This window comes from Vogesella sp. LIG4 (assembly GCF_900090205.1).
In the GTDB taxonomy this organism is placed as follows: domain Bacteria; phylum Pseudomonadota; class Gammaproteobacteria; order Burkholderiales; family Chromobacteriaceae; genus Vogesella.
Genome location: NZ_LT607802.1, coordinates 1830114 through 1857099 on the forward strand (window position 1 = coordinate 1830114; position 26986 = coordinate 1857099).

General features: G+C 62.4%; 24 protein-coding genes. 17 read left to right on the top strand and 7 right to left on the bottom strand.

What is annotated here, in order from left to right; all coding sequences use genetic code 11:
• Positions 1 to 32 precede the first annotated feature (32 nt).
• The 6 genes from PSELUDRAFT_RS08555 to PSELUDRAFT_RS08580 all read left to right on the top strand — a co-directional run bounded on the left by PSELUDRAFT_RS08555 (position 33) and on the right by PSELUDRAFT_RS08580 (position 8205).
• Positions 33 to 1817 (top strand): acyl-CoA dehydrogenase, encoded by a 1785-nt coding sequence (locus tag PSELUDRAFT_RS08555; RefSeq protein ID WP_088966445.1) that lies wholly within the window; start codon positions 33 to 35, stop codon positions 1815 to 1817.
• Positions 1818 to 2065: 248 nt separating this feature from the next.
• Complete coding sequence (gene carA, locus PSELUDRAFT_RS08560) at positions 2066 to 3199, top strand: glutamine-hydrolyzing carbamoyl-phosphate synthase small subunit (protein WP_088966446.1); 1134 nt, start codon at positions 2066 to 2068, stop codon at positions 3197 to 3199.
• Positions 3200 to 3214: 15 nt separating this feature from the next.
• Positions 3215 to 3862 carry a leucine efflux protein LeuE gene (gene leuE / locus PSELUDRAFT_RS08565; protein ID WP_088966447.1) on the top strand — a complete coding sequence of 216 codons (648 nt, stop codon included), beginning with the start codon at positions 3215 to 3217 and terminating at the stop codon, positions 3860 to 3862.
• A gap of 32 nt (positions 3863 to 3894) precedes the next feature.
• On the top strand, positions 3895 to 7104 hold the full coding sequence (gene carB / locus PSELUDRAFT_RS08570; RefSeq protein ID WP_088966448.1) for a carbamoyl-phosphate synthase large subunit: 3210 nt from the start codon (positions 3895 to 3897) through the stop codon (positions 7102 to 7104).
• A gap of 144 nt (positions 7105 to 7248) precedes the next feature.
• On the top strand, positions 7249 to 7725 hold the full coding sequence (gene greA, locus PSELUDRAFT_RS08575) for a transcription elongation factor GreA (RefSeq protein ID WP_088966449.1): 477 nt from the start codon (positions 7249 to 7251) through the stop codon (positions 7723 to 7725).
• Positions 7726 to 7773: 48 nt separating this feature from the next.
• On the top strand, positions 7774 to 8205 hold the full coding sequence (locus PSELUDRAFT_RS08580; RefSeq protein ID WP_088966450.1) for a DUF4149 domain-containing protein: 432 nt from the start codon (positions 7774 to 7776) through the stop codon (positions 8203 to 8205).
• A 70-nt stretch (positions 8206 to 8275) separates the two neighbouring features.
• On the opposite strand, the gene yhbY is transcribed toward PSELUDRAFT_RS08580, so the two are convergent.
• Positions 8276 to 8596: a ribosome assembly RNA-binding protein YhbY gene (gene yhbY, locus PSELUDRAFT_RS08585; protein ID WP_088968441.1), complete on the bottom strand. Its 321-nt coding sequence runs from the start codon at positions 8594 to 8596 to the stop codon at positions 8276 to 8278.
• Between the two features lie 92 nt (positions 8597 to 8688).
• Between yhbY and rlmE the strand changes: the two genes are divergently transcribed.
• From rlmE to PSELUDRAFT_RS08610, 5 genes are all read left to right on the top strand, one after another.
• Positions 8689 to 9306, top strand: coding sequence for a 23S rRNA (uridine(2552)-2'-O)-methyltransferase RlmE (rlmE, locus tag PSELUDRAFT_RS08590; protein WP_088966451.1), 618 nt, complete (start codon positions 8689 to 8691; stop codon positions 9304 to 9306).
• A 69-nt stretch (positions 9307 to 9375) separates the two neighbouring features.
• A complete protein-coding gene (gene ftsH / locus PSELUDRAFT_RS08595; RefSeq protein WP_088966452.1) occupies positions 9376 to 11283 on the top strand; it encodes an ATP-dependent zinc metalloprotease FtsH in 1908 nt (635 codons plus the stop codon).
• 105 nt (positions 11284 to 11388) lie between these two features.
• Entirely contained in the window at positions 11389 to 12228 is an 840-nt protein-coding gene (gene folP, locus PSELUDRAFT_RS08600; RefSeq protein WP_088968442.1) for a dihydropteroate synthase, read from the top strand.
• A gap of 72 nt (positions 12229 to 12300) precedes the next feature.
• Positions 12301 to 13632, top strand: coding sequence for a phosphoglucosamine mutase (glmM, locus tag PSELUDRAFT_RS08605; RefSeq protein ID WP_088966453.1), 1332 nt, complete (start codon positions 12301 to 12303; stop codon positions 13630 to 13632).
• A gap of 235 nt (positions 13633 to 13867) precedes the next feature.
• On the top strand, positions 13868 to 14485 hold the full coding sequence (locus PSELUDRAFT_RS08610) for a DedA family protein (protein ID WP_088966454.1): 618 nt from the start codon (positions 13868 to 13870) through the stop codon (positions 14483 to 14485).
• A 67-nt stretch (positions 14486 to 14552) separates the two neighbouring features.
• Here PSELUDRAFT_RS08610 and PSELUDRAFT_RS08615 read toward each other — a convergent pair whose 3' ends face one another.
• A complete protein-coding gene (locus PSELUDRAFT_RS08615; protein ID WP_088966455.1) occupies positions 14553 to 14879 on the bottom strand; it encodes an FKBP-type peptidyl-prolyl cis-trans isomerase in 327 nt (108 codons plus the stop codon).
• Positions 14880 to 15034: 155 nt separating this feature from the next.
• Here PSELUDRAFT_RS08615 and PSELUDRAFT_RS08620 point away from each other — a divergent pair, with 155 nt between their 5' ends.
• The 3 genes from PSELUDRAFT_RS08620 (at position 15035) to PSELUDRAFT_RS08630 (ending at position 18242) form a co-directional block, all read left to right on the top strand.
• Positions 15035 to 15811 (top strand): DUF2189 domain-containing protein, encoded by a 777-nt coding sequence (locus PSELUDRAFT_RS08620; protein ID WP_088966456.1) that lies wholly within the window; start codon positions 15035 to 15037, stop codon positions 15809 to 15811.
• A 13-nt stretch (positions 15812 to 15824) separates the two neighbouring features.
• Positions 15825 to 16778 (top strand): D-2-hydroxyacid dehydrogenase, encoded by a 954-nt coding sequence (locus PSELUDRAFT_RS08625; RefSeq protein WP_088966457.1) that lies wholly within the window; start codon positions 15825 to 15827, stop codon positions 16776 to 16778.
• Between the two features lie 198 nt (positions 16779 to 16976).
• The gene (locus PSELUDRAFT_RS08630) at positions 16977 to 18242 is read left to right on the top strand and encodes a cyclopropane-fatty-acyl-phospholipid synthase family protein (protein ID WP_231895343.1); all 1266 of its coding nucleotides are present in this window, start codon (positions 16977 to 16979) and stop codon (positions 18240 to 18242) included.
• 261 nt (positions 18243 to 18503) lie between these two features.
• Here PSELUDRAFT_RS08630 and PSELUDRAFT_RS08635 read toward each other — a convergent pair whose 3' ends face one another.
• Complete coding sequence (locus tag PSELUDRAFT_RS08635) at positions 18504 to 18980, bottom strand: DUF1841 family protein (RefSeq protein WP_088966458.1); 477 nt, start codon at positions 18978 to 18980, stop codon at positions 18504 to 18506.
• A gap of 53 nt (positions 18981 to 19033) precedes the next feature.
• Here PSELUDRAFT_RS08635 and PSELUDRAFT_RS08640 point away from each other — a divergent pair, with 53 nt between their 5' ends.
• Positions 19034 to 19519 carry a glutathione peroxidase gene (locus PSELUDRAFT_RS08640; RefSeq protein ID WP_088966459.1) on the top strand — a complete coding sequence of 162 codons (486 nt, stop codon included), beginning with the start codon at positions 19034 to 19036 and terminating at the stop codon, positions 19517 to 19519.
• A 102-nt stretch (positions 19520 to 19621) separates the two neighbouring features.
• Here the strand turns inward: PSELUDRAFT_RS08640 and trmB are convergent, their stop codons facing one another.
• Positions 19622 to 20302: a tRNA (guanosine(46)-N7)-methyltransferase TrmB gene (trmB, locus tag PSELUDRAFT_RS08645; protein ID WP_088966460.1), complete on the bottom strand. Its 681-nt coding sequence runs from the start codon at positions 20300 to 20302 to the stop codon at positions 19622 to 19624.
• On the opposite strand from trmB, the gene PSELUDRAFT_RS08650 reads away from it, so the two are divergent.
• A complete protein-coding gene (locus tag PSELUDRAFT_RS08650) occupies positions 20246 to 21067 on the top strand; it encodes a LysE family translocator (RefSeq protein ID WP_231895344.1) in 822 nt (273 codons plus the stop codon). The genes trmB and PSELUDRAFT_RS08650 overlap by 57 nt on opposite strands.
• Here PSELUDRAFT_RS08650 and PSELUDRAFT_RS08655 read toward each other — a convergent pair.
• Complete coding sequence (locus PSELUDRAFT_RS08655; protein ID WP_088966462.1) at positions 21027 to 21935, bottom strand: SDR family oxidoreductase; 909 nt, start codon at positions 21933 to 21935, stop codon at positions 21027 to 21029. The genes PSELUDRAFT_RS08650 and PSELUDRAFT_RS08655 overlap by 41 nt on opposite strands.
• A gap of 176 nt (positions 21936 to 22111) precedes the next feature.
• Between PSELUDRAFT_RS08655 and PSELUDRAFT_RS08660 the strand changes: the two genes are divergently transcribed.
• Positions 22112 to 23140: a CDP-6-deoxy-delta-3,4-glucoseen reductase gene (locus tag PSELUDRAFT_RS08660; protein ID WP_088966463.1), complete on the top strand. Its 1029-nt coding sequence runs from the start codon at positions 22112 to 22114 to the stop codon at positions 23138 to 23140.
• A 91-nt stretch (positions 23141 to 23231) separates the two neighbouring features.
• Here PSELUDRAFT_RS08660 and PSELUDRAFT_RS08665 read toward each other — a convergent pair whose 3' ends face one another.
• Together PSELUDRAFT_RS08665 and PSELUDRAFT_RS08670 are read right to left on the bottom strand one after the other, a co-directional pair.
• Positions 23232 to 24290 (bottom strand): fimbrial protein, encoded by a 1059-nt coding sequence (locus tag PSELUDRAFT_RS08665; RefSeq protein WP_088966464.1) that lies wholly within the window; start codon positions 24288 to 24290, stop codon positions 23232 to 23234.
• Between the two features lie 61 nt (positions 24291 to 24351).
• Positions 24352 to 26943, bottom strand: coding sequence for a fimbria/pilus outer membrane usher protein (locus PSELUDRAFT_RS08670; RefSeq protein WP_088966465.1), 2592 nt, complete (start codon positions 26941 to 26943; stop codon positions 24352 to 24354).
• Positions 26944 to 26986 lie beyond the last annotated feature (43 nt).

A 26986-nucleotide genomic window follows, 5' to 3' on the forward strand; every position in this document is an offset into this window, starting at 1 on the left:
ACGACGAAGGTTTTAATCGAGGAGCTGTACACATGATTTACAAGGCACCTAGCAAAGACATCCGCTTCGCCCTCAACGAGCTGGCGGAGCTGCCGGCCATCTGCACCCTGCCGGGCTACGAAGACTGCAGCGTCGAACTGACCGACGCCATCCTGGAAGAAGGCGCCAAGTTCGCCGAGAACGTGCTGGCCCCGATCAACCGTAACGGCGACAAGGGCGCCAAGTGGGCGCCGGACTACACCGTCACCGCCGCCGAGGGCTTCAAGGATGCCTGGCAGCAGTACGTTGAAGCTGGCTGGGTAGGGCTGCGCGCCCCGGCAGACTTTGGCGGCCAGGGCCTGCCGGCACTGGTGGCGATTGCCGCCGAGGAAATGTGGTGTTCGGCCAACCTGGCGTTCTCGCTGGCGCCGCTGCTGACCCTGGGGGCGGTGGAAGCCATCAACCACCACGCCTCCGACGAATTGAAAGCCGTCTACCTGCCGCGCATGTCCAGCGGCGAGTGGACCGGCACCATGAACCTCACCGAGCCGCAGGCCGGCTCCGACCTGGCACAGGTGCGCAGCAAGGCCGTACCGGTGGGGGACGGCAGCTACAAGATCAGCGGCCAGAAGATTTTCATCACCTGGGGCGAGCACGACATGGCGGACAACATCGTCCACCTGGTGCTGGCCCGTCTGCCGGATGCACCGGCCGGGGTGAAGGGCATTTCGCTGTTCATCGTGCCCAAATTCCTGGTGAATGCCGACGGCAGCCTGGGCGCGCGCAACGACGTGCGCTGCGTGTCGCTGGAACACAAGCTGGGTATTCACGGCAGCCCCACTGCAGTGATGAGCTTCGGTGACGATGGCGGCGCCATCGGCTACCTGGTGGGCGAAGCCAACAAGGGCCTGGCTTATATGTTCACCATGATGAACCACGCCCGCCTGGGTGTGGGTGTGGAAGGCATGGCGGTATCCGAGCGTGCCTACCAGAAGGCGGTGGAGTACGCCCGCGACCGCGTGCAGAGCCGTGCCGTCGGCAGTCCGGACCCGGCTGGCGTGCCCATCATTCGTCACCCGGATGTACGCCGCATGCTGATGACCATGAAGGCGCAGATCGAAGCGCAGCGCGCGCTGGCTTTCTATGCCGCCGCCGCGCTCGACCGCGCCGCCCGCCACCCGGTGGCCAGCGAAGCGGCGCGCAACCAGGCGCTGGTCAACTTCCTGATCCCGATCGTGAAGGGCTGGAACACCGAACAGGCCAACGAGATCACCAGCCTGGCGGTGCAGGTGCATGGCGGCATGGGTTTCATCGAGGAAACCGGTGTTGCCCAGTACTACCGCGATGCGCGCATCACCGCCATCTACGAAGGCACTACCGGCATCCAGGCGCTGGACCTGATCGGCCGCAAGACTGCGGTGGAAGAGGGGGCCACTGCGCGCTGGCTGCTGGAAGAAGTGCGCGTGACAGCGGGCAAGTTGGCCGCAGCCGGCTACGCCAGCATGGCGGCCAACCTTGAGGCGGCGGCGAAAGAGGCCGAACGCTGCGTGGCCTTCATTCTGGCCACTTTCGGCGAGCAGCCTGCCCTGGCCGCCGCCGGCTCGGTGCCCTTCCTCAAGCTGATGGGCATCGTGCTGGGCGGCTGGATGATGGGCCGTGCGGCACTGATCGCCCGCGCACAGCAGGGCGATGACGGTGTCGATGCCGAGTTCCTGTCCGCCAAGATCGTCACCGCGCGCTTCTACGCCGAGCACCTGCTGCCGCAGGCGAGCGGCCTGGCCGCGGCTATCGTGGATGGCGCCGGCAGTGTGCTGGAGCTGGACGAAAGCCTGTTCTGATGCGGCTGACAAGCGCCCCGCATGGCGGGGTGCTTTGCCGCATGACAGGCAGTGGTAACGCTGGCGTCAGCCTGGCTGACGTCAGCGTAAACTTAGGAATTTACCCCGATTGTCCGCCTGGACGGCTTGCCGAAAACGGATTTCGTGTTACAATCGAAAAGTTTATCCGAACGGGACATGCGCAAGCTGCGCGGTGTCCCGTTTGTTGTATAAGTGATTAAAAAAACACTATTTTCAGGAGCCAGCCAGTGACAACCGTACCCGCGATTCTTGCCTTGGCTGACGGCACGCTGTTTAAAGGCGTAGCCATCGGTGCCAATGGCCACACCGTCGGAGAGGTGGTTTTCAATACCGCCATTACCGGTTATCAGGAGATCCTCACCGACCCGTCCTATACCCGGCAGATCGTCACCCTGACTTATCCGCATATTGGTAACGTCGGCGCGAACTCGGAAGACACCGAGTCCCGCGCCGTTTTCGCATCCGGCCTGATCATCCGTGATCTGCCGCTGCTGCACAGCAACTTCCGTGCGGAAGATTCGCTGTCTGATTACCTCAAGAAGAACAACGTCGTCGCCATCGCCGACATCGATACCCGCAAGCTCACCCGCCTGCTGCGCGAAACCGGCGCCCAGGCCGGCTGCATCATGGCGGGCGATATCGATGAGGCCAAGGCCATCGAGCTGGCCCGCGGTTTCGGCAGCATGGCCGGCCAGGACCTGGCCCAGGTTGTTAGCTGCGATCAGCCGTATGAGTGGAACACCCGCGAATGGCGTCTGGGCCAGGGCTACACCGCCCAGACCGACACCCCGTTCCACGTGGTGGCCTACGACTACGGCGTGAAGCACAACATCCTGCGCATGCTGGCCGAGCGCGGCTGCAAGCTGACCGTAGTGCCGGCCAAGACCCCGGCCAAGGACGTGCTGGCGCTGAATCCGAACGGCGTGTTCCTCTCCAACGGTCCGGGCGACCCGGAACCGTGCGACTACGCCATCACCGCCATCCGCGAACTGCTGGACAGCAAGCTGCCGGTATTCGGCATTTGCCTGGGCCACCAGCTGCTGGGCCTGGCTTCCGGTGCCAAGACTTCCAAGATGAAGTTCGGCCACCACGGCGCCAACCACCCGGTGCAGGATCTGGATTCCGGCCGCGTGATGATCACCAGCCAGAACCACGGCTTCCAGGTGGATGAAACCAGCCTGCCGGCCAATGTGCGCGTGACACACCGTTCGCTGTTCGACGGCACCGTGCAGGGCATCGCGCTGACCGACCGCCCGGCATTCTCCTTCCAGGGTCACCCGGAAGCGAGCCCGGGCCCGGAAGACGTGGCCTACCTGTTCGACCGCTTCATCTCTGCCATGGCAGATCGCAAGACTGCCTGATCCAAGGAGCGCATCATGTTTGGCATAACCGACCTGACCACCTACATCCTCGGCACCATCTTCATTGTGCTGCTGCCGGGCCCCAACTCGATGTATGTGCTGTCCGTGGCCGCCCAGCGCGGGCACCGGGCCGGTTTTGTCGGAGCCGCCGGCGTGTTCGTCGGCGACTTCATCCTGATGACGCTTGCCGCTACTGGCGCGGCTGGCTTGCTGAAGACCAACCCGGCGCTGTTTGCCGTGGTGAAGTACCTCGGCGGTGGTTACCTGGCCTGGATCGGCATCAACATGCTGCGCGCTGCCGTGCGCGCCCTGCGTAATGCAGGGCAGCCGGCACAGGCGAGCGATGCGAAGACGGTGAATGCGGCCAACCCTTTCACCCGCGCCCTGGTCATCAGCCTGATGAACCCCAAGGCCATCCTGTTCTTCGTGTCCTTCTTCGTGCAGTTTGTCGATCCGGCCTATGCCTACCCGGGCGTGACCTTCGCCATCCTCGGCGCCATCCTGCAGTGCTTCAGCGCGCTGTATCTGACCACCATCATCATCGCCGGCTTCCGTCTGGCCGAAGCCTTCCGTCGCCGCCGCAAGCTGGCGGCGTCGCTGTCCGGCACGGTGGGGGCGATGTTTGTCGGATTTGGCGCCAAGTTGGCCGCAGCAAGCCTGTGAACTGAATCATTGAATTGAATTGAGCGAATACGATGCCGAAACGTACTGATATCAAGAGCATTCTCATCATTGGCGCCGGCCCGATCGTGATCGGCCAGGCGTGCGAATTCGACTACTCCGGCGCCCAGGCCTGCAAGGCACTGCGCGAAGAGGGTTACAAGGTGGTGCTGGTGAACTCCAACCCGGCCACCATCATGACCGACCCGAACATGGCCGACGTCACCTACATCGAGCCGATTACCTGGCAGGTGGTGGAAAAGATCATCGCCAAGGAGCGTCCGGACGCGATCCTGCCGACCATGGGCGGCCAGACCGCGCTGAACTGCGCCCTGGACCTGGCACGCAACGGCGTGCTGGAGAAGTACAAGGTCGAGCTGATCGGCGCCACCGAAGACGCCATCGACAAGGCGGAGGACCGCGGCCGCTTCAAGGAAGCCATGGCCAAGATCGGCCTGTCCTGCCCGCTGTCCTTCGTATGCCACACCATGGAAGAATCGCTGGAAGCGCAGAGCAAGGTCGGCTTCCCGACCCTGATCCGCCCGTCCTTCACCATGGGCGGTTCCGGCGGCGGCATCGCCTACAACAAGGAAGAGTTCCTGGCCATCTGCGAGCGCGGTTTCGAAGCCTCGCCGACCCACGAACTGCTGATCGAACAATCCGTACTCGGCTGGAAAGAGTACGAGATGGAAGTGGTGCGCGACCGCAACGACAACTGCATCATCATCTGCTCGATCGAAAACTTCGACCCGATGGGTGTGCATACCGGCGACTCCATCACCGTGGCCCCGGCGCAGACGCTGACCGACAAGGAATACCAGATCATGCGCAATGCCTCGCTGGCAGTGCTGCGTGAAATCGGTGTGGATACCGGCGGCTCCAACGTGCAGTTCGCGGTGAACCCGGACACCGGTGACATGATCGTCATCGAGATGAACCCGCGCGTATCGCGTTCCTCGGCACTGGCTTCCAAGGCCACCGGCTTCCCGATCGCCAAGGTCGCCGCCAAGCTGGCGGTGGGCTACACCCTGGACGAACTGCGCAACGAGATCACCGGCGGCGCCACCCCGGCCTCGTTCGAGCCGTCCATCGACTACGTGGTAACCAAGATCCCGCGTTTCGCCTTCGAGAAATTCCCGCAGGCCGACGACCGCCTGACCACCCAGATGAAGTCGGTGGGCGAAGTGATGGCCATGGGCCGCACGCTGCAGGAATCGATGCAGAAAGCACTGCGTGGCCTGGAAACCGGCCTGTCCGGCTTCAACCCGGTAACCAGCAACGAAGAATCCATCCGTCACGAGCTGGGCGCGCCCGGCCCGGAACGCATCCTGTACGTGGCCGACGCCTTCCGCAGCGGCATGAGCCGTGACGACATCTTCGCCATCAGCAAGATCGACCCGTGGTTCCTGGCGCAGATCGAGGACCTGGTAGGCGAAGAGCAGGCACTGGCTGGCCGCAAGCTGGAAAGCCTGTCCTACGACGAGCTGCGTCGCCTGAAGCGCAAGGGCTTCTCCGACCGCCGTCTGGGCGAGCTGCTGGGCACCGACCAGGCTGCCGTTCGCGCCCACCGCTGGAGCCTGAAGCTGCACCCGGTATACAAGCGCGTGGACACCTGCGCCGCCGAGTTCGCCACCAACACCGCCTACATGTACTCCACCTACGAGGAAGAGTGCGAGGCTGCACCAACCGACCGCAAGAAGGTAATGGTGCTGGGTGGCGGCCCGAACCGTATCGGCCAGGGTATCGAATTCGACTACTGCTGCGTGCATGCTGCGCTGTCGCTGCGTGAATCCGGTTTCGAGACCATCATGGTCAACTGCAACCCGGAAACCGTGTCCACCGACTACGACACCTCCGACCGCCTGTACTTCGAGCCGCTGACGCTGGAAGACGTGCTGGAAATCTGCCGCGTGGAAAAACCGTTCGGCGTGATCGTGCAGTACGGCGGCCAGACCCCGCTGAAACTGGCGCGCGCACTGGAAGCCAACGGCGTGCCCATCATTGGCACCAGCCCGGACATGATCGATGCCGCGGAAGACCGCGAGCGCTTCCAGCAGCTGCTGAACGACCTGGGCCTGAAGCAGCCGCCGAACCGCACCGCGCGCAACCCGGTGGATGCGATGCGCCTGGCCGAAGAAATCGGCTACCCGCTGGTGGTGCGTCCGTCCTACGTACTGGGCGGCCGCGCGATGGAAATCGTGCACGAGCCGGCCGACCTGGAGCGCTACATGCGCGAGGCAGTGAAGGTATCCAACGACAGCCCGGTGCTGCTGGATCGCTTCCTGAACGACGCCATCGAAGTGGACGTTGACTGCATCTCCGACGGCACCGACGTGGTGATCGGCGGCATCATGCAGCACATCGAACAGGCCGGCGTGCACTCCGGTGACTCCGCTTGCTCGCTGCCGCCGTACAGCCTGTTCCCGGCTGTGCAGGACGAGATCCGCCGCCAGACCGTGGCCATGGCCCGCGCGCTGAACGTGGTGGGCCTGATGAACGTGCAGTTCGCCATCCAGCGCGACACCATCTACGTGCTGGAAGTGAACCCGCGTGCCTCGCGTACCGTGCCGTTCGTGTCCAAGGTAACCTCCGCGCCGCTGGCCAAGATCGCCGCCCGCGCCATGGCCGGCATCAGCCTCAAGGAGCAGGGTTTCACCAAGGAAGTGGTACCGCCGTACTACGCGGTGAAGGAAGCGGTATTCCCGTTCATCAAGTTCCCGGGCGTGGACACCATCCTCGGCCCCGAGATGAAGTCCACCGGTGAAGTGATGGGCGTTGGCCGCACCTTCGCCGAAGCCTTCGTCAAGAGCCAGCTGGCTGCCGGCGACCGTCTGCCGCGCACCGGCAAGGTGTTCCTGTCGCTGCGTCAGAGTGACAAGGAAGGTGGCGTGGAAGTGGCGCGCGAACTGCAGAAGCTGGGCTTCGGCGTCTGCGCCACCCGCGGTACCGCCAAGGCGCTGGCCGAGGCCGGCATCGTGGTGCAGATCGTCAACAAGGTGAACGAAGGTCGTCCGCACATCGTCGACATGATCAAGAACGGCGAGATCGACGTGCTGGTCAACACCGTGGACGAGAAGCGCCAGGCGATCCAGGACAGCCACGCCATCCGCCGCTCCGCGCTGCAGATGCGCGTGCCGCAGTACACCACCCTGGCCGGTGCCAAGGCAGTGTGCGTGGGCCTGTCGCACGTGGATGACTTCGATGTGTACAGCGTGCAGCAGCTGCACGCGGAAGTGCAGGGCTAAACGGATTTGCCTGCGGCCAACCTTTGAACCGCAGGCAAATTCCCGTTACAATCCGCGCTGACAATATTGCCCGCCAAGCCGCCGTCCTGTACGGCGGCTTGCGCTTTTATCATGGGGCGGCGACGCCCCCGGAGAAACAGAATCATGATCAAAATCCCGCTGACCGTGCGTGGCGCCGAGCTGCTCAAGGCCGAGCTGCAGCGTCTGAAAAGCGTGGAGCGCCCGTCCGTGATCGAGGCCATCGCCGAAGCGCGTGCCCAGGGCGACCTGTCGGAAAACGCCGAATACGATGCCGCCAAGGAACGCCAGGCGTTCGTGGAAGGCCGCATCGCCGAGCTGGAAGGCAAGATTTCCAACGCCCAGATCATCGACCCGAACGATCTGGACGCCGATGGCCGCATCGTGTTTGCTGCCACCGTGAAGCTGATGGACCTGGAAAACGACGACGCGGTAACCTACCAGATCGTGGGTGACGACGAAGCCGACATCAAGGACGGCAAAGTGTCGATCAACTCCCCGATCGCCCGCGCGCTGATCGGCAAGGAAGCCGGCGACGTGGCCGAGGTACAGGCCCCGGGCGGCATCCGCGAATACGAAATCCTGGACGTACTCTATATCTGAGCGCCGCCGCTGGCGGTGCATGGCCAGTAAGGCCGGCAGGGGGGATGCATGAACGGTTTGCGTGAAATTGCCCGCACCTTGTGGATTGGCGGCATGTGGGTGATCGGCATCATCGTGACGCCAGTGCTGTTTTCATCGCTGGAAAACGTCACTGCCGGCATGGTGGCCGGGCGGCTGTTTGCCATGATCGCCTGGGTGGGACTGGTGTGCGGCATCTTCCTGATGGTGGAACTGGTGCTGCGCAACGGTGCCCGCGCACTGAAAAGCGGCCCGTTCTGGCTGCTGGTGGGCATGCTGCTGTGCATTGTGATCAATCACTTTGCGGTGACGCCCATCATTGCCGGCCTCAAGCTGAAGATGAACCATGCGGCAGAAGGCTTGTTCGGCGGTGGTTTCGGCACCTGGCATGCGATTTCCAGCCTGATCTACCTGGTGCAGAGCCTGATGGGGCTGGTGTACATCCTCAGCAACGACAACTGAGCGTTGCGGCCAATAAAAAAGCGGTGGCTGGCATGCCACCGCTTTTCTCTATCTGAGGTTGGCCGCAAGCTTACGGACGGGCCTTCAGCGCTTTCTTGCTCTTGGGCAGCTCGATCAGCTGCTTGTCGGACGGGCGATACAGCACCAGCAGTTTGCCGATATGCTGCACCTGGCCGGCGCCCAGCTCGTTGCTGACCTGTTCGTAGATGGCCACGCGGGCGTCGCGGTCGTCGCCCTGTACGCGGACCTTGATCAGCTCGTGGGCATCCAGGTTGATGGCGATTTCGCGGATAACCGACTCGGTCAGGCCGTTGTTGCCGATCATCACCACCGGGTTCAGCGAGTGGGCCAGACCTTTCAGGTATTGGCGCTGGACAGGGGTCAGTTCGATTTTCATGTATTGCTTCAAGTTTCAGATTAAAAAGCGATTTTACTTGAATTTAGCCTAATTCCCAACGGGGATTTTCGAAGCAGGAACTCAACATGGCGCGCAGTAAAACCAGTAATGCCTGGCTGAAGGAACACGTCAACGATTCGTACGTGCAGCAGGCACAGAAAGACGGCTACCGGGCCCGTGCCGCCTACAAGCTGCTGGAGATCAACGACAAGGACAAGCTGATCCGCCCCGGCACCGTGCTGGCGGACCTGGGCTCGGCGCCCGGCAGCTGGTCGCAGGTGGCGGCGCGCATCGTGGGCGACCAGGGCAAGGTGTTCGCGCTGGACATCCTGCCGATGGATGCGATTCCCGATGTGGCCTTCATCCAGGGCGACTTTCGCGAGCAGGAAGTGCTGGAAGAATTCGTCGCCCTGCTGGGCGGGCGCGAACTTGATCTTGTAATTTCCGACATGGCGCCCAATATCTCCGGGATGAGCAGTATCGATCAGGCCAGAAGCTTCCACCTGACTGAGCTCGCGCTGGAATTTGCCCGCGACCATTTGAAACCTGGCGGCAGCTTTCTCGTCAAAGTGTTCCAGGGGAGCGAATTTCAGGATTACATGAAAGCCATGCGCGAACTGTTTACCGAAGTGGTAACACGCAAGCCCAAGGCTTCGCGTGATCGCTCCAGTGAAATCTACCTGCTGGGCAAGGGCCGTCGCTGACAGCCTGCCTGCTCGGGTTTACAATCAGATAACCATTTACCTTGTCAGGGCACATAGGAGCACGCTCTTGTGAACAATATCGGGAAGAACATAGCGATCTGGGTGATCATCGGTCTGGTACTGATGACGGTGTTCAACCAGTTCACCAAACGGCAGGAAACCCAGAACCAGGTCGAGTATTCGCAATTCATGAGCGATGTCGAAACTGGCAAGGTGCAGTCCCTTACCATCGAGGGCAATCCGTTGCGCGGCCAGTGGATTCGCGGCAAGCGCAACGACGGCTCCCAGTTCAGCACCTTTGCACCGCTGGATACCAAGCTGGTGGATGTGCTGATCAACAACAACGTGCGCTTCTCCGCCAAGCCGGAAGAAGAGCAGTCGATGCTGATGCAGATCTTCATCAGCTGGTTCCCGATGCTGCTGCTGATCGGCGTGTGGTTCTTCTTCATGCGCCAGATGCAGGGCGGCGGCAAGGGCGGTGCGTTCTCGTTCGGCAAGAGCAAGGCGCGCATGCTGGACCATGACGCCAACACCGTAACCTTCGCCGATGTCGCCGGTTGCGACGAGGCCAAGGAAGAGGTGAAGGAGATCGTCGACTACCTGCGCGACCCTACCAAGTACCAGAGCCTGGGTGGCCGCATCCCGCGCGGCATCCTGCTGTGCGGCTCGCCGGGTACCGGTAAGACGCTGCTGGCCAAGGCCATTGCCGGCGAAGCCAAGGTGCCGTTCTTCAGCATCTCCGGTTCCGACTTCGTGGAAATGTTCGTCGGCGTGGGCGCTTCGCGCGTGCGTGACATGTTCGAGCAGGCCAAGAAGAACGCACCGTGCATCATCTTCATCGACGAAATCGATGCGGTTGGCCGTCAGCGTGGCGCCGGCCTCGGCGGTGGCAACGACGAACGCGAACAGACCCTCAACCAGCTGCTGGTGGAGATGGATGGCTTTGAAACCAACCAGACCGTGATCGTGATCGCCGCCACCAACCGTCCGGACGTGCTCGACCCGGCGCTGCAGCGCCCGGGCCGTTTCGACCGCCAGGTGGTGGTGCCGCTGCCGGATATCCGCGGCCGCGAGCAGATCCTCGGCGTGCATATGCGCAAGGTGCCGATTGCTGCCGACGTGGATGCGCCGGTAATCGCACGCGGTACCCCGGGCTTCTCCGGTGCCGACCTCGCCAACCTGGTGAACGAGGCCGCGCTGTTTGCCGCCCGCCGCAACAAGCGTCTGGTGGACATGCTGGACTTCGAATCCGCCAAGGACAAGATCATGATGGGCGCCGAGCGCAAGTCCATGGTGATGTCCGAGGAAGAGAAGAAGAACACCGCTTACCACGAGTCCGGCCATGCGGTTGTCGCCAAGCTGCTGCCGAAGTCCGACCCGGTACACAAGGTCACCATCATCCCGCGTGGTCGTGCACTGGGCGTGACCATGCAGCTGCCGGAAGAAGATCGCTACGCTTACGACCGTGGCTACCTGCTGGACCGTATCGCCATCCTGTTCGGCGGCCGTATCGCCGAAGAGCTGTTCATGAACCAGATGACCACCGGCGCCAGCAACGACTTCGAGCGAGCCACCCAGATGGCGCGCGACATGGTGACCCGCTACGGCATGTCCGACAAGCTGGGCCCGATGGTGTACGGCGAGAACGAGGGTGAAGTGTTCCTCGGCCGCTCCATCACCACCCACAAGAACCTGTCGGAAGCCACCATGCAGCAGGTGGATCAGGAAATCCGCCACATCATCGACCAGCAGTACTCGCTGGCGCGTCGCCTGCTGGACGAAAACCGCGACAAGGTAGAGGCGATGACCGCTGCGCTGCTGGAATGGGAAACCATCGACGCCGAGCAGATCAACGACATCATGGATGGCCGCCCGCCGCGTCCGCCCAAGCCGGGTGGCGGTTTTGCCAAGCCGGAGCCGAAGAATCCGCCGCCGCCGGCCCCCGAGGCCAGCATCACGCCGGCGCAGGAAGTGTAAGCGCCCGGCAGCTTGCCAACGCCAAGGCCGCAGCCTTAAGCTGCGGCCTTGTTTTTTCAGGTGCCGCATTCCTACGCGGCACCGGTTCTACGCGGTGCGGCCAACATGCAGCCATTTGTTTGCGGGCGATTCACGCTCGACCTGACCCGTCCCCTGGTGATGGGAATCCTCAACGTTACTCCCGACTCCTTCTCCGACGGCGGCCGCTTCGACCGGCTGGACGCGGCGCTGGCACATGCCGAGCAGCTGCTGGCCGACGGGGCGGACATCCTCGACATCGGCGGTGAATCCACCCGCCCGGGCGCGCCCTTCGTCAGCCCGCAGGAGGAAGAGCAGCGCGTGCTGCCGGTGCTGCAGAAGCTGGCAGGCCTGGGCGTGCCGCTGTCGCTGGATACCCGCCGCAGCAGCGTGATGCGCGCAGCGCTGGATGCTGGTGCGGTGGACCTGATCAACGATGTGTCGGCGCTGGAAGACGACGGCGCGCTGCCGCTGGTGGCTGCGGCCAACGTTGGCATCTGCCTGATGCACAAGCAGGGCAACCCGGACAATATGCAGCAGCGGCCGCAGTACCGCGACGTGGTGGAAGAGGTGGGCGACTACCTGGCGCGCCGCGTGGCGTTGTGCCGCGAGCAGGGCGTGGCGATGGAACGCCTGCTGGCCGACCCCGGCTTCGGTTTTGGCAAGACGCTGGAGCACAATCTGGCGCTGCTGCGCGAGCTACCGCGGCTGGAAGCCATGGCCGGCGTGCCGCTGCTGGTGGGCATGTCGCGCAAGTCCATGCTGGGCGCGGTGACCGGCGAGCAGCAGCCGGACCAGCGCCTGGGCGCCAGTGTGGCGGTGGCACTGTTGGCCGCACAGCGCGGCGCCAGGATCATCCGCGTGCATGACGTGAAAGCCACCCGCCAGGCGCTGCAGATGTGGCAGGCGCTGGAAGCATCCAACTAACGATTACGACCTGTCCGCCGGTGGCAAGCCGGCGGTAAAATGGCCGCCATAACGCGATACAAGAGGCAAACAATGGGCCGCAAATATTTTGGTACCGACGGCGTACGAGGCGAAGTCGGCAAGTTTCCGATCACCCCGGATTTCGTGCTGCGCCTGGGTTACGCCGCCGGCAAGGTGCTGGTGGACCACGAGCGCCAGGAACACCCGACGGTGATCATCGGCAAGGACACCCGCATCTCCGGCTACATGCTGGAGGCCGCGCTGCAGGCCGGCTTCACCGCCGCCGGCGTCAACGTGCTGCTTACCGGCCCGCTGCCGACGCCGGGCATCGCCTACCTGACCCGCGCGCTGCGGCTGTCGGCCGGGGTGATGATCTCCGCCTCGCACAATCCTTACCAGGATAACGGCATCAAGTTCTTCGCCGAAGGCGGCAAGAAGCTGGACGATGCGCTGGAGCTGCAGATCGAGGCGATGCTGGATTCGCCGATGGAAACCAGCCCGTCGCGCGAGCTGGGCCGTGCCCGCCGCATCGACGGCGCCGCCGAGCGCTACATCGAATTCTGCAAGAGCACCTTCCCCAACGAGCTGGACCTCAAGGGCCTGAAGCTGGTGGTGGACTGCGCGCATGGCGCCACCTACCACATCGCGCCCAAGGTATTCCACGAGCTGGGGGCCGAGCTGATCACCATCGGTGCCGAGCCCAACGGCTACAACATCAACGACGGCGTGGGCGCCACCCATCCGGAGGCGGTGGCTGCCGCGGTGCTGGCGCATGGCGCCGACTTCGGCATTTCGCTGGACGGCGATGGCGACCGGCTGATGATGGCCGACCGCCACGGCCGGCTGTACGACGGCGACCAGCTGATCTACGTGGTGGCCAAGGCGCGCGCCGCGCGCGGCCAGCTGCACGGCGGCGTGGTGGGCACGGTGATGACCAATATGGCGATGGAACTGGCGCTGCAGCAGCAGGGCATCGCCTTTGGCCGCGCCAAGGTGGGCGACCGCTACGTGCTGGAGATGCTGCATGCCAACGGCTGGCAGGTGGGCGGGGAAGCTTCCGGCCACATCCTGTGCCTGGACAAGCACAGCACCGGCGACGGCATCATTTCCTGCCTGCAGGTGTTGGCCGCATGCCAGGAGCTGGGCAAGGACCTGGCTGCCATCTGCAGCGACTGGCAGCCGTTCCCGCAAAAGATGATCAATGTGCGCCTCGATGGCCAGGACTGGCAGACTGCCAGCGCCGAGCGGCACGAGGCGGCCAAGGCGGCGCTGGCCGGCCGTGGCCGCGTGGTGCTGCGTCCGTCCGGTACCGAACCGGTGGTACGGGTAATGGTGGAGGCTGACGATGTCGCGCTGGCCGTGCACTGGGCCGAGGACATCGCTGCCGCCATCCGCGGCAGTTGAGACGGCATCTGCCCGGATCAGGCCGCCCGCGGGCGGCTTTTTGCATGCCTTTACACAGTATGGGTTTTGTCGCGTTTCTTGCCTTGCGGCAAGTTCCTTAAGCGGAGCGCAAGGGGGGCTGTGGTATCATGGCAGCCGTTTCAGAACTGCCTCGACGTATCCGCTGGCGCGGAGTCGCTTCCTGCGGGAGCGGCGTTGACGTGGCTTCAACCGATCAACGGTTTGTCAGGCTGACATGGATATCCTGCAGATTCTTCTCGATTTGTTCACGGGTTACGGTTATCTGGCTGTTTTCCTGGTATTGCTGGTGTGTGGCTTTGGTGTGCCGATTCCCGAGGACATCACCCTGGTAGCGGGTGGCATCATTTCCGGGCTGGGTTACACCGAAGTGAACTGGATGTTCGTGGTGGGCATGGCCGGCGTGCTGGTAGGCGATGGCATCATGTTCTTTGCCGGGCGCTTCTTCGGCAACCGCGTGCTGCGTTTCCGCCCGGTGGCCAAGGTGATGACGCAGGCGCGCTTCGAGGCTGTGCAGGAGAAGTTCGCCAGGTATGGCAACTGGGTGCTGTTCGTCGCCCGCTTCCTGCCGGGGCTGCGCTCGCCCATCTTCCTTACCGCCGGCCTGACCCGGCGCATTCCCTACTGGCGCTTTCTGCTGATGGACGGCTTTGCCGCGCTGATCTCGGTGCCGCTGTGGGTGTACCTGGGCTACCTGGGCGCCAGCAACCGCGACTGGCTGATGGAAATGGTACACCGTGGCCAGACCGGGGTGTTCATCGTGCTGGGCGTGTTCGGCTCGGTGCTGACCCTGCTGTGGTGGCGCAAGCGCCGCGCCACGCAGCAATCGTCCTGATGACCGGCCATGCGGCCAACTAAAAACCCCGCCTAGGCGGGGTTTTTGCATGGGCTGCGGCGCGACTTCAGTCTACCTGCAGCAGCTCCACTTCAAATACCAGGATGGCATTCGGCGGAATCACGCCGCCGGCGCCGCGGGCGCCATAACCCAGTTCCGCGGGGATGGTGAGCTTGCGCTTGCCGCCCACTTTCATGCCCACTACGCCCTGGTCCCAACCCTTGATGACGTAGCCTGCGCCCAGCGGGAAGCTGAACGGCTGGAAACGGTCCTTGCTGGAATCGAATTTGCTGCCATCGGTCAGCCAGCCGGTGTAGTGCACGGTGACTTCCTTGCCGGTCTGCGCCTCGGTGCCGTCACCCACGACCAAGTCTTCGATGATCAGTTCTGCCATTGTTATGTCCTCGTTGCTGCGGTGAGTCTTGAACCGGGCATTCTACCTGCTGCACGGCCGGGCGATAAGCTGAATGTTGTCTTTACAGCTCAATGGCTTATAACAAGAAAAGTCGCGGTTCATCCACGCAGCTGTCGAAATAAAGGGGACCAATCATGGACATTACCCATCTGCCCAGCAAAGAACATATTGTCGTCAATCACGTTGCCGTTTCCGCGCCACTGCAGTGGCTGAAGCTGGGGTGGCAGGATCTGCGCCGCGCACCGGCCGATTCCATGTTCTACGGCGCCGTTTTCGTACTGATGGGCTATCTGCTCAATATGTATTTCAGCTATGCACCCGAGTACATGATCACCCTGGCCGCGCTGTTCCTGCTGGCCGGGCCGTTCATGGCCATCGGCCTGTACGACATCTCGCGCCAGCTGGAAGCCTTCAACGGCGGGCGGGTGCGCCTGGCGCACAGCATGGCGGCCTGGCGCAGCAATATGCCCGGCTTCTCGCTGTACGCGGTATTGCTGGCGGTGATGGTGTTCGGCTGGTTCCGCATTTCGCTGCTGATGTTTGCGCTGTTCTACGAGGGTAGTGTGCCGACGCTGGATTCGCTGGTGGCCAATGCCTTCACCCAGGAGAACATCGGCTTCCTGGTTGCCTGGTTCGGTACCGGCTTCTTCTTTGCCGTTGCGGTGTTCTCGCTGAGCGTATGCGCCATTCCGATGCTGCTGGACAAGGAAGTGGACACCATCACCGCCATGGTGATGAGCGTGCAGGCGGTGTACCACAACATGCTGACGATGCTGTTCTGGGCGGCTATCATCGTGGCTCTGACCGCGATCGGGTTTGCCACCCAGTTTGTCGGGCTGCTGCTGATCACCCCGCTGATCGGCCTGTCCAGCTGGCATGCCTATCGCGCCCTGATCTCCTACGAGCACTAAGCCTGCCTGCCACATGACCGAACCCGCCATCGTGTTTCTGGACCGGGACAGCCTGCCTGTCCCGGTTCCCGTTTGTAAGCTGCCGCATACCTACCGCGAATTCCCGGCCACCAGCCGCGAGCAGATCGTGGCGCACTGCGCCGACGCCGACATCGTCATCACCAACAAGGTGCCGTTCGATGCGGCAACGTTGGCCGCATTGCCGCGGCTGAAGATGCTGGCCATCGCCGCCACCGGCTACAACCACATCGACCTGGATAGCTGCCGCCGCCAGGGCATCGCGGTGGCCAATATCCGCAATTACGGCGACGAAACCGTGGCCGAGCACGCCTTCATGCTGATGATGGCGCTGATGCGCAACCTGCCTGCCTACCAGCGCGATGTGGCTGCCGGCGTATGGCAGAACGCGCCGCAGTTCTGCCACTTTGGTGCGCCGATCCGCGACCTGAAAGGCGCCACACTGGGCATCTTCGGCAGTGGCGGCATTGGCCAGGCCATGGCAGCGCGTGCCCGCGCCTTCGGTATGCAAGTGCAGTTCGGCGAGCGCAAGGGCGCGGAGGCGGTGCGCGACGGCCATGTATCGTTCGACACCCTGCTGGCCAGCTCGGACGTGATTTCGCTGCACTGCCCGCTGAATGACAGCACCCGCAACCTGATCGGCGAGCGCGAGCTGCAGGCAATGAAGCCGGGGGCCGTGCTGGTGAATACCGCGCGTGGCGGCCTGGTGGACGAAGATGCGCTGGTTGCGGCGCTGAAGTACGGCCAGCTCGGTGGCGCCGGTTTCGACGTGCTGTCGGTGGAGCCGCCGCGTGAGGGCAACCCGCTGCTCAAGGCAAGGCTGCCGCACCTGATCGTTACCCCGCACGTGGGCTGGGCCAGCCGCGAGGCGATGGACAGGTTGGCCGCACAGCTGATCGGCAATATCGAGGCTTTCCTGCAAGGAGAGCGGCTGAACCGCCTGGACTGATGCGCCCACTGTGACCAAAGCACCCGCCTGATGGCGGGTTTTTTATTGTTCACACCCCTGCTCCCCGCGCTGGCGTGGCTCACGAGGTGGTGTCATGGATTGGTCATGATGGCGTGCCACAAAACCGGCTATACCTGTTTTATCGATAGCCGTGCAATCGCCCGCCACCCCGGTTGCCGCCCCTTCGCGGAGAACGCCATGAATACAGCTTACGAGTCCATGCAACGACGCAATGCGCCCACCACTGGCGCGCAGGCTGCGCCGGAGGCTGGGCAGCCACCCAGGGTGCCCTGGCTGGCCCGGCCGCTGCTGGCCGGGCTGGAGCGGCTGCTGTATGGCGAACTGGTGTTGCAGACGCCGGATGGCCACCGCCACCTGTACAGCGGGCGCCACCCCGGCATCCGCGCCGAGCTGCAGCTGCACGACTGGCGCGTGCTGCGGCGCATCGCGCTGGCGGGTGACATCGGCCTGGCCGAGGCCTGGCGTGCCGGCAAGCTGGCATCGCCGGACTGGCCCGCGCTGATGAAACTGGCGCTGGAGAATGAGGCCGCGTTCGAGCAGGCCATCCATGGCAGCTGGCTGGGTACCATCGGCTATGTGTTGCGCCACCTGTCGCGTGCCAATACCCGCAAGGGCAGCCGCCGCAACATTCACGCGCACTACGACCTGGGCAACAACTTCTACCGGCTGTGGCTGGACCCGAGCATGAGCTACTCTTCCGGCCTGTACCAGGGCGCTGCCGAGCTGAGCCTGCAGCAGGCGCAGCAGGCCAAGTACGAGCGCATCCTGCAGCGGCTGGCGCCCAGGCCCGGCCAGCGTATCCTGGAAATCGGCTGTGGCTGGGGCGGCTTTGCCGAGCATGCGATACGCCACTGTGGCGTGCACATTACCGGCCTGACACTATCGAACGAACAGCTGGGCTGGGCGCAGCGCAGGTTGGCCGCAGCCGGCCTCGGCAGGCATGCCGAATTGCGACGGCAGGATTACCGCGAAGTCAGCGGGCAGTACGACCACATCGTTTCCATCGAGATGCTGGAGGCGGTGGGCGAGCGCTGGTGGCCGAGCTATTTCGCCAAGCTGCGCGACTGTCTGAAGCCGGGCGGCAAGGCGCTGGTGCAGGTGATCACCATTGGCGACGAGCATTTCGAGCGCTACCGGAGCAGCACCGATTTCATCCAGCAATACATTTTTCCGGGTGGCATGCTGCCGTCGCCCACGCGACTGGAGCAGGAAATCCGCCGCGCCGGCCTGCATCTGGCCGACCGGCATAGCTTTGGCGCCGATTACGCCCGCACGCTGCGGGAATGGCTGGCCCGCTTCCAGCGCGCGCTGCCCGAAATCCGCCGCCAGGGCTTTGACGACAGCTTCATCCGGCTGTGGCAGTTCTACCTGTATTACTGCATTGCCGGCTTCGAGGCCGGGCGCACCGACGTGTGCCAGCTGGAGATTCGCCGGCGGGTGTAGCTGGCGGCCGGGCGCGGCTTGCAAAAGCGGGGGCGCTTGACCATAACAAAGGGACCGGCAAGGCGGTCCCTTTTGTGTACAGCCCGCCAAGCCGGGCGTGGCGTCTGTTTACGATCTCGCGGGCTAGGGCGGGGCAAGGCAAAAACGACAGAGGGAGCGGAGTTTACAAAGCGTAAGTGCGCATCGCTGAATCGAATGCAACGCCGCATCGCCCAAGCGTAGCTGACGCCAAAAAATCAGCAGCAGGTCGTAAACAGGTTCTTAGTCGTCCATGTCCTTCAGGTTGAGGCGGCGTTCGTTCTCCGGGTCCAGCCCCAGCTTGCCGCGGATGCAGCCCAGGTACACGTTGACGTCCGGGCCGCCGCCGTAGCGCTGTGCCTGCCAGATCATCTCGCCCAGGCAGTCGATCACGTCATGCTGGGCATCGTGCTCGCTGCCGTGTTTGGCGAGCAGCTGCTGGTACAGTTCGCGAATGCCGAAGGGCTGGTCGATGGACAATTGCTCTTCCACCGCCAGGTGCATGCTCATGTGCATGAAGGGGTTGGTTTCGCCTTGCTCCGGCAGCCATTCGCGCTCGCCGTACTGCTCGGGGCGGTCCAGGATGGCATGGTATTCGGGGTGGGCGGCGATGACGCTGGCCAGCAGTTTTTCCAGGTCGCTCAGCGGGTGACCGGCTTGCTGCTTTTTCCAGGTGTCGAAGAAGAAACGGCGGGCATCCTGCCGGCTGGGTGCAAACATAATTGTTGACTGAATAACTCGGAAAATCAGCATTATACGAGGGCTATCCCACCATGACCACGCTTGCCAACTTTACGGCCAACCTGGGTGATGGTCGGCCACTGCCGCTTGGCGACTACGTCGGCCAGGTGGTGCTGATCGTCAACACCGCCAGCGAATGCGGCTATACCCGCCAGTACGCCGGGCTGCAGGAGCTACAGCAGCTGCTGGCGCCACGCGGCTTCACCGTGCTGGGCTTTCCCTGCAACCAGTTCGGCGGCCAGGAGCCGGGCAGCGCCGACGAAATTGCCGCCTTCTGCCTCAGCAAGTTCGGTGTGGATTTCCCGCTGTTTGCCAAAGGCGATGTCAACGGCGCGGCGGCCAGCCCGCTGTGGCAGTGGCTGACCGGTGCGGCCAACGGTCACCCGCACCCGGTGAAGTGGAACTTCACCAAGTTCCTGATCGACCGCAAGGGGAGGCTGGTGAAGCGCTACGAGCCAGCGGCCGAACCGCACGAGCTGCTGCCGGATATAGAGACCCTGCTGCAGGCGGGAGGCTAGACTGCCCGCTGTTTCCCATTCACGCAAAAGCCCTTTCGCATGGCGAAAGGGCTTTTTGTCTGCCATCACCGCGGCCAGCACGGCAAGTTGGCCGCAAGGCGCTTATTTGCGCAGGAATACGATGTCCCACACGCCATGGCCCAGGCGGATGCCGCGTGCCTCAAACTTGGTCAGCGGGCGGTAAGCCGGGCGCGGCGCGTAGCCGTCGGCGCTGTTCTGCAGCTCGGCATTGTTGCTGAACACTTCCATGATCTGGATCGCGTAGTCTTCCCAGTCGGTGGCTGCATGCAGGTAGCCGCCCGGCTTGATCTTCTTCACCAGCTTTTCGATGAACGGCGCCTGGATCAGGCGGCGCTTGTTATGGCGCTTTTTGTGCCACGGGTCGGGGAAGAAAATGTGCACGCCGTCCAGGCAGGCATCCGGCAGCATGTTATCCATCACTTCGACTGCATCGTGGCGGATCAGGCGCAGGTTGGACAGGTTCTGCTCGGCGATCAGCTTGAACAGGTTGCCCACGCCCGGCGAGTGCACCTCGATGCCCAGGTAGTCGTTCTGCGTGTTGGCCGCAGCGATTTCGGCGGTGGCGGTGCCCATGCCGAAGCCGATTTCCAGGATCTTCGGCGCTTCGCGGCCGAACGCCTGTGTCAGATCCAGCGCCTGCGGCTGGTACTCGATACCCCAGCGCGGCATGCCCTCGTCGATGGCGCGCTGCTGCGAGGCGGTCAGATGGCCCTGGCGCAGCACAAAGCTGCGGATGGCGCGGTTGAAGGCCGGATTTTCCATGCTCGTCACTCAAAAACTGCAAAAAGATCGCGATGTTACCGAAATCCTGAGCGTGACGGTAGCGTCACAATAGTTGCTTTGACGCCAGGGCGTTGCGCCTTTACGCTGAAAATTCTTTTTTATGACAAAGGGTTTTTAATGATCGACTGGCACACGCTTCTGCTGTTCTCTATTGCCGCGTTGGCGTTAGTTATCACGCCTGGCCCTGATATGTTGCTCATCGCATCGCGTAGTGTTTCGCAAGGAAGACTCGCGGGGTGGGGGACATTGCTTGGTATTCAGTTGGGTACGTATTGCCATGCGTTGGCCGCAGGGCTGGGGTTGTCACAATTGCTACTGCATGTACCGCTGGTTTATCACCTTGTACGTTTCGCCGGTGCCTCCTATCTACTCTATCTTGCATGGAGCAATCTACGAGCGGCTCCCTCCACCAAGCCTGGATGTGACGTGCCCGTAGTGCAGAAAACTGGTATGGAAATCGTGCTACAAGGGCTGGTGACCAATTTGCTCAACCCCAAAATGGCCTTGTTCGTATTGGCGTTGTTTCCTCAGTTTCTGCAGCCAAGCAGTGGCTCGGTGTTGTGGCAGATGCTCATTCTTGCGACGGTGCTAAATCTTGCTGGTGTGCTGGTGAATGGAACGGTGATTGTCATGGCGGCTACTCTGTCGTCGCGGCTGAAACGAGGCAGTACGCGCTGGCCACGCTATCTGTTAAGCGGAGTGTTTACTGTCTTGGCGGGTAAGTTGTTGTTGACTCCGCGCTAGTTGGCAACTCCCGCAGCAGGTGTTCCACCGTCGGGTAGCGAAGGTCGCCCATTAGCTCTCGCAGCAGGCGGGTATTGCGCAAGCGGCGCGATTCGGCCAGGAACGACCACAAGCCCGGCGATACCTGCTGGCGTACCTGCTCGCGCGGCAGGCGTGGCAGCCGCGGGTAGCCCAGGGTATCGGCCAGCCGGTCGTACCAGTCGCCCACTGCCAGTGGCTGGCTGTCGCAGGCGTTATAGACGCGGATGCCGCCCCGCTGCTGCCCCAGCGCGGCCACGCTCAGCCGTGCCAGATCGTCGGCGTGGATGTGGTTGCCGATGCTGTCCTCGGAGGCGGTGATCAGCGGTGCCTGGCTGGTAAAGCGAGACAACGGCAGGCGGTTGGCCGCATAGATGCCGGGGGCGCGCAGCACGGTCAGCGCGCAGCCGTGCAGCATGGCAAAGGCGCGCAACTGGCGCTCCGCATCCACCCGCCGCTGCGCGCGCGGCGATTGCGGTGCCAGTGGGCTGCATTCGTCCAGCCACTGGCCGCTGGCATTGCCGTACACGCCGCTGGTGCTGATGTAGACGATACGCTGTGGTAGACTCGGCGTTTTTGCCAGTTGCGACAAGACCTTGCGCAACCTGGGGTCAAGCAGGCCTGCTTCCGGCGGTGGTGCGGTGTACAGGATGGCGTCGGCCAGCCCGGCGATGCGCCGCAGGCTGCGGCTGTCGTCCAGGTCGGCCAGTATTGGCAGTGCGCCCAACGCGCGCCAGTCGGCAGCTTTTTCCGCACTGCGCACCAGTGCCAGCACACGCCAGTGGCCGCGTAGCAGGGGCAGGGCGCGCCGGGCGATATCGCCGGCGCCGATGATGAGCAAGGTTCGCATCGTGGGTATTTAGAGCCTGTTTACGATCTCGCGTGTTGGAGCGAGACAAGGTGAAAACGACTGGGAAAGCGGAGTTTACACAGAGTAAATGCGCATTTCTAAGTTGTTTTTAACGCGGTATCGCTGACGCACCGCAAATCGCAAACAGGTTCTTAGCGAGAGTTTAAGGGAACGAGATGACATGTTCGGTAAAGGTGCTTCCCAGCGGCCATTCTTTCGCCGTGGAAGCGCATGAAACCATTCTGGAAGCGGCGCTGCGCCAGAATATCGGCCTGCCGTACGGCTGCCGCGACGGTGCCTGCGGCGCCTGCAAGGGCAAGGTAGTTGAAGGTGAAGTGGATCATGGCGGTGCCCAGGACAAGGCGCTGTCCAGTGCGGATCGTGCCCAGGGCATGGCCTTGTTCTGCTGCGCCAAACCCAAGGGCGACGTGACCATCGAGGCACGCGAGCTGGCCGGTATCGGCGACATCCAGATCAAGACCCTGCCGTGCCGTGTGGAGCAGATCGACAAGATTCACGATGTAGCGGTTCTCAAGCTCAAGCTGCCGGTTTCCGAGCGCCTGCAGTTCATGGCCGGCCAGTACATCGATATCCTGATGAAGGACGGCAAGAAGCGCAGCTTCTCCATTGCCAATGCGCCGCACGACGATGCCTTCATCGAACTGCACATCCGCCACCAGCCAGGCGGTTCCTTTTCCGACTACGTGTTCAGCGCCATGAAGGAAAAGGAAATCATGCGTTTCAAGGGCCCGCTGGGTTCTTTCTTCCTGCGCGAGGATTCCGACAAGCCCATCATCATGGTGGCCAGTGGCACCGGTTTTGCGCCGATCAAGGGCATTATCGAGCATGCCATCCACCACGGCATCACCCGCCCCATCGTGTTCTACTGGGGCGCTCGCACCCCGGCCGATCTGTACCTGGCGGATCTGGCCGCCAAGTGGCAGGCCGAGAACAGCAACATCACCTTCATCCCGGTGGTGTCCGATGCGTTGCCGGAGCACAACTGGGCCGGCCGCAGTGGCTTCGTGCACCAGGCGGTGCTGGACGATTTCGACTCGCTGGCCGGCTACCAGGTGTATGCCTGCGGCGCGCCCATCATGGTGGAGGCGGCACACAAGAGCTTCACCACCGAGCGCGGCTTGCCGGAGAGCGAATTCTTCTCCGATGCCTTCTTCCTGTCCAAGGACATGAGCGGCAACAAATAAGTTGGCCGCAAGCCAGCTCCGGCGCGCCAAAACAGAAAGCCACCGCATGCGGTGGCTTTTTTCGTTGCTGCGCCGCAGGGGCGGGGGCTGATTACTCGTAGAACATCGTCAGCGTGGCCGTCGAACTGATGCTGCCGGGAGAAACGGTACTGCCGGTGCGGTAGTAGCGTGCAATCAGCGGTATCGACAGCTGGTCGTTGGCTATGGTTAGCGACTTGAGCAGGGTCTTGGTGCCAAACGCCACCGGCAGACCCGCGCTATTGCTCAGCGTGGACAGCAGCTGCAGGCCCACCCCACTGGCGGTGCCGCTATTGGGTGCCAGTACACCACTGGTGCTGCTCATGCCGCTATACGGAGTGCCATCAATCTGGAAGGAAACCTTCAGATTGAGATCACAGCTCATGTTGATCTTGAATGGCACAGCACCAGTGGTAGCGCCGATGGCGGGCAGCTGGTTTACGCCAATGGTTGGCAGCGGCACCGTGGTGTTGGGTACAGCCAAGCTGCAGGTGCTCGGGGTCACGGTTACATCGTGAGGCAGCGTCAGTTGTATTGCCAGCACGCCTTCCGGTCTGGCGGCATCCCCACCGCCATAATAGATCCGCGCCTGGATGCCCGCCAGGTTGACTACCCCGGGGCTGATCGGGCCGTATTTGATCAGCCGCATCCGGAAGCGGGCCGGCAGCCGGTAGTCGCTGGCATTGGCCACTTCCCACCCGCTTCTGTTAGCCCAGGTCTGGATTTGCCGCCCCACGTCACCACTGGGGTAGCTGTTGACGCTGTTCCAGTAGTTGATGATCAGGCCGACGCCGGGCACATTGGTCTGGTAGACATTGGCAACACCGGAGTAGCCGGGGGCCAGCGGATAATCGAAACCGTTATAGACGGCCCAGGTCCAGTCATACCAGGAACCACTGCAATCCACTGTTGTGTAAATGGTGCCGGGATCCTGCCAGCCAGTATCGAGTATCGGTGTGCCATAGCTGGCAACACTGTCACGTGGTGGCGTGATGATATTTGGATAGTTAATGCCGCTCCAGTTCAGCTGCCCCCAGCCGTTATGAAACCAGCAGGTTGCCTGTGCCAGGGAGGGCAAAGCAAAAAATATGACGGCCAGTAAAACTGCTGTTTTTCTCGAAATTTTGTTCATCTCATTCACCTGCGGGTAGCAATATCAGTCTGTGTCATTCATGACGTGGTGAATTGCATGGTTACTGGCAGACGGCATCCGTCTTCCTGAGCTGGGTCGTCTCACTGCTGGCAGTTTGAGCGTCGGCAGGCAGCCGGTAGCTAAAGGAACATTGCTGCTTGCTGTCGTCTCCCCAGCGAACCCGCAGTGGCTGGCCATCCAGCCCGCGCAGGTAAGTCATGCCGCCCTGGCCGATGATGGTGACTGGCGTACCGTCTGCCTGCAGCACGTCCGCCCCTAGCGGTGCGTTGTCGCCAGATGCCATTTTCACGTTGACCATGGCCGCCTTGCCTTGCTTGGTAGGGAACTTCACCATCACGATGGCACCGGACGTAGGCGCGATTTTGGACGAGCTTTCCTGCAACTCGACGTCTTCGCTCATGCTCTTGGGGTCAACGGAGATGTCGTTCAGGCGGTAGGGCATCAGGCTGGTGGCTACGGCATAGCCCTGGCTGTTGATGCGGGTGCCGTTCATGTTGGACAGGCTGGCTCCCTCTGCTCCTTTTGCCTCAACTACGGCGATGGCTTCGCCCACGGTCTGCGACAGTGTGACGCCACCCGGATGGAACACCATGCCGCCGTTCACCCCGAGCATCTGCTGGGTATTGCCGCCCGCCCTGCTGATGCTGGCCGTCAGGCTGCCGAGACTGCCGGAGTACTGCCCGTAGGCGCCATAGCTTTCGCTGGTGTCGCCATTCTGGTCGGTATTACCGGCATAGACGCTGTAGTTCATGTTGCGCAGTTCGCCGGCTACACCGCTGAGCGATACCTGTCCGGAACGGTTGTGCTGGTTGTCAGCGGTAACCGTACTGGACAGGGTGGGTGCATAGGTGCTCTTGCCCAGAGGAACGGTGATGCTCAGCATGTACTGGTTGATATGGCGGCCGGTGACATCCTTGCTGCGGCTGGCGGTCAGGCCATAGCTGAATGACTTGAACACATTGCCGTAACCGAACTGGTATTGCAGATCGCGCCCGGACTGGTTCCAGTACTCCTGCGTGCTGCCGGACAGGTTGAGGTTGCCCCAGCCGGCGGCCAGCGGCTGGCTGATGTTGACCATGAAGCGGCTTTTCAGCGGGGCGAGCCGGCTGCCTTGCATCTGCGTATAGGCAAAGTCGGGAAACTCCATGTAGCCGCGGGTGGAGTAGCGATAGGCTGCAACGGTAACGTTGGTTTGCGTGGGGGCCAGCAGTTTGCTGTAGGTCACGCGGTAGCTCTGGCCTTTCATGTCGCCCAGTGCCGACGCCGGGCTGTTGGAAAAGTCCGCCTGCGAATGGCTGACATCTACGGCAAAGGCACCTGCAGCCGTGCTGACCGCTGCGCCAAGCTGCGCGGCGAAGTAGTGGTTGGCCGCAAGGCTGCCACCATACATAGTCAGGCTGTTGTTGATGCCGCGCTGGTAATTACCCTGAACGAATCCGGGTTTGCTGCTGTTCTGGCTGGCACGCAATTCGCCAGCGGTGAGGCTGAAACGATCCATCCCCTCGCGCAGCAATTGTGGCACGGCAGCATAGGGAATCAGAAACTCTTTGCTGCGGCCATCGCTTTCCGTCACCGTGACAGTCAGGTCACCCGCGTAGCCGGTGTTGTAGAGATCATCTATCTGGAACGGGCCGGGCGGAACGGTGGTTTCATAAATCAGGTTGCCGCCTTGCCGGATCGCCACCTTGGCATTGCTTTCCGCAACGCCGCGCACGATCGGTGCGTAGCCCCTGACGGAGTCGGGCAGCATGCGGTCATCGGAGCGGATCTGCACCCCGCGGAAACCGAACGAGTTGAATAAATCGCCCGGTGTATAGCTTTCCCCTACGGTCAGCGTGGAATGCCATGCGGTCAGATCCCGTTGCGCATAAGCGGAAAGCCGCTGGTACTGTGTTTGCCGGTTGTCGCCGGACAATTGCTGGCTCAGCGAGCCGTTGTAGCGCAGGCGCCATGCGCCCAGGTTCAGCCCTGCCAGGGCATTCAGATAGTACTGGCTGTTTTCGCCTGCGTTGTCCTGCCGGTTGTGGTAGGCATTGAGGTTGTAGTTCAGGAAGCCGGCTACGGGGGTGCCGGTAGTCCATTTGTCGGGGCTGACATAGCCGCGGGCAGTACGCAGCTGATAAATCTGCGGCAGGCCAAAGTCCAGACGCAAGGCGCCGCCATCGAAACTGGCCGACATGCCCGGTATGGCGGCCATATTATCCAGGCAACTATTGGCCGGTAGGTTCTGTAGCGATTGGGACTCGGCAGGCAGACGGTTGAAGTCGAGGCCGATATCGTTGAGCAGGGTGGGAGTAATACAGATATTGCTGCCCCCCTTTTCCTTGTTCTCTCGGATGAGTACATCGCGACGAGCCACCCAGTATTCGTTTACATAGACATCGGCACGGTAGCTACCGGGCAGCGCACTGCCGCTGCTACTAAAGCGTTGTAGTGCCGCTTTCTTGCTGTCGGCTGGAAGGTCTAGCAGGTTGCTGTTGAATTCGACATTATTCAACGCCTGCATCTGCGTGGCGGTTTGCAGGCTATCCGAAAAGGCAAACGGGCTGCTGAATATAGAAAATAAAATCAGGCTTAGAGGCTTTAAATTTCCAAAATTACTTTCCTGCACTATTTCGCATTTTTTCTTCATTTTCAACTCTTCCTTTGATCCCAGGCGTCAGCAGGTAGCAGAA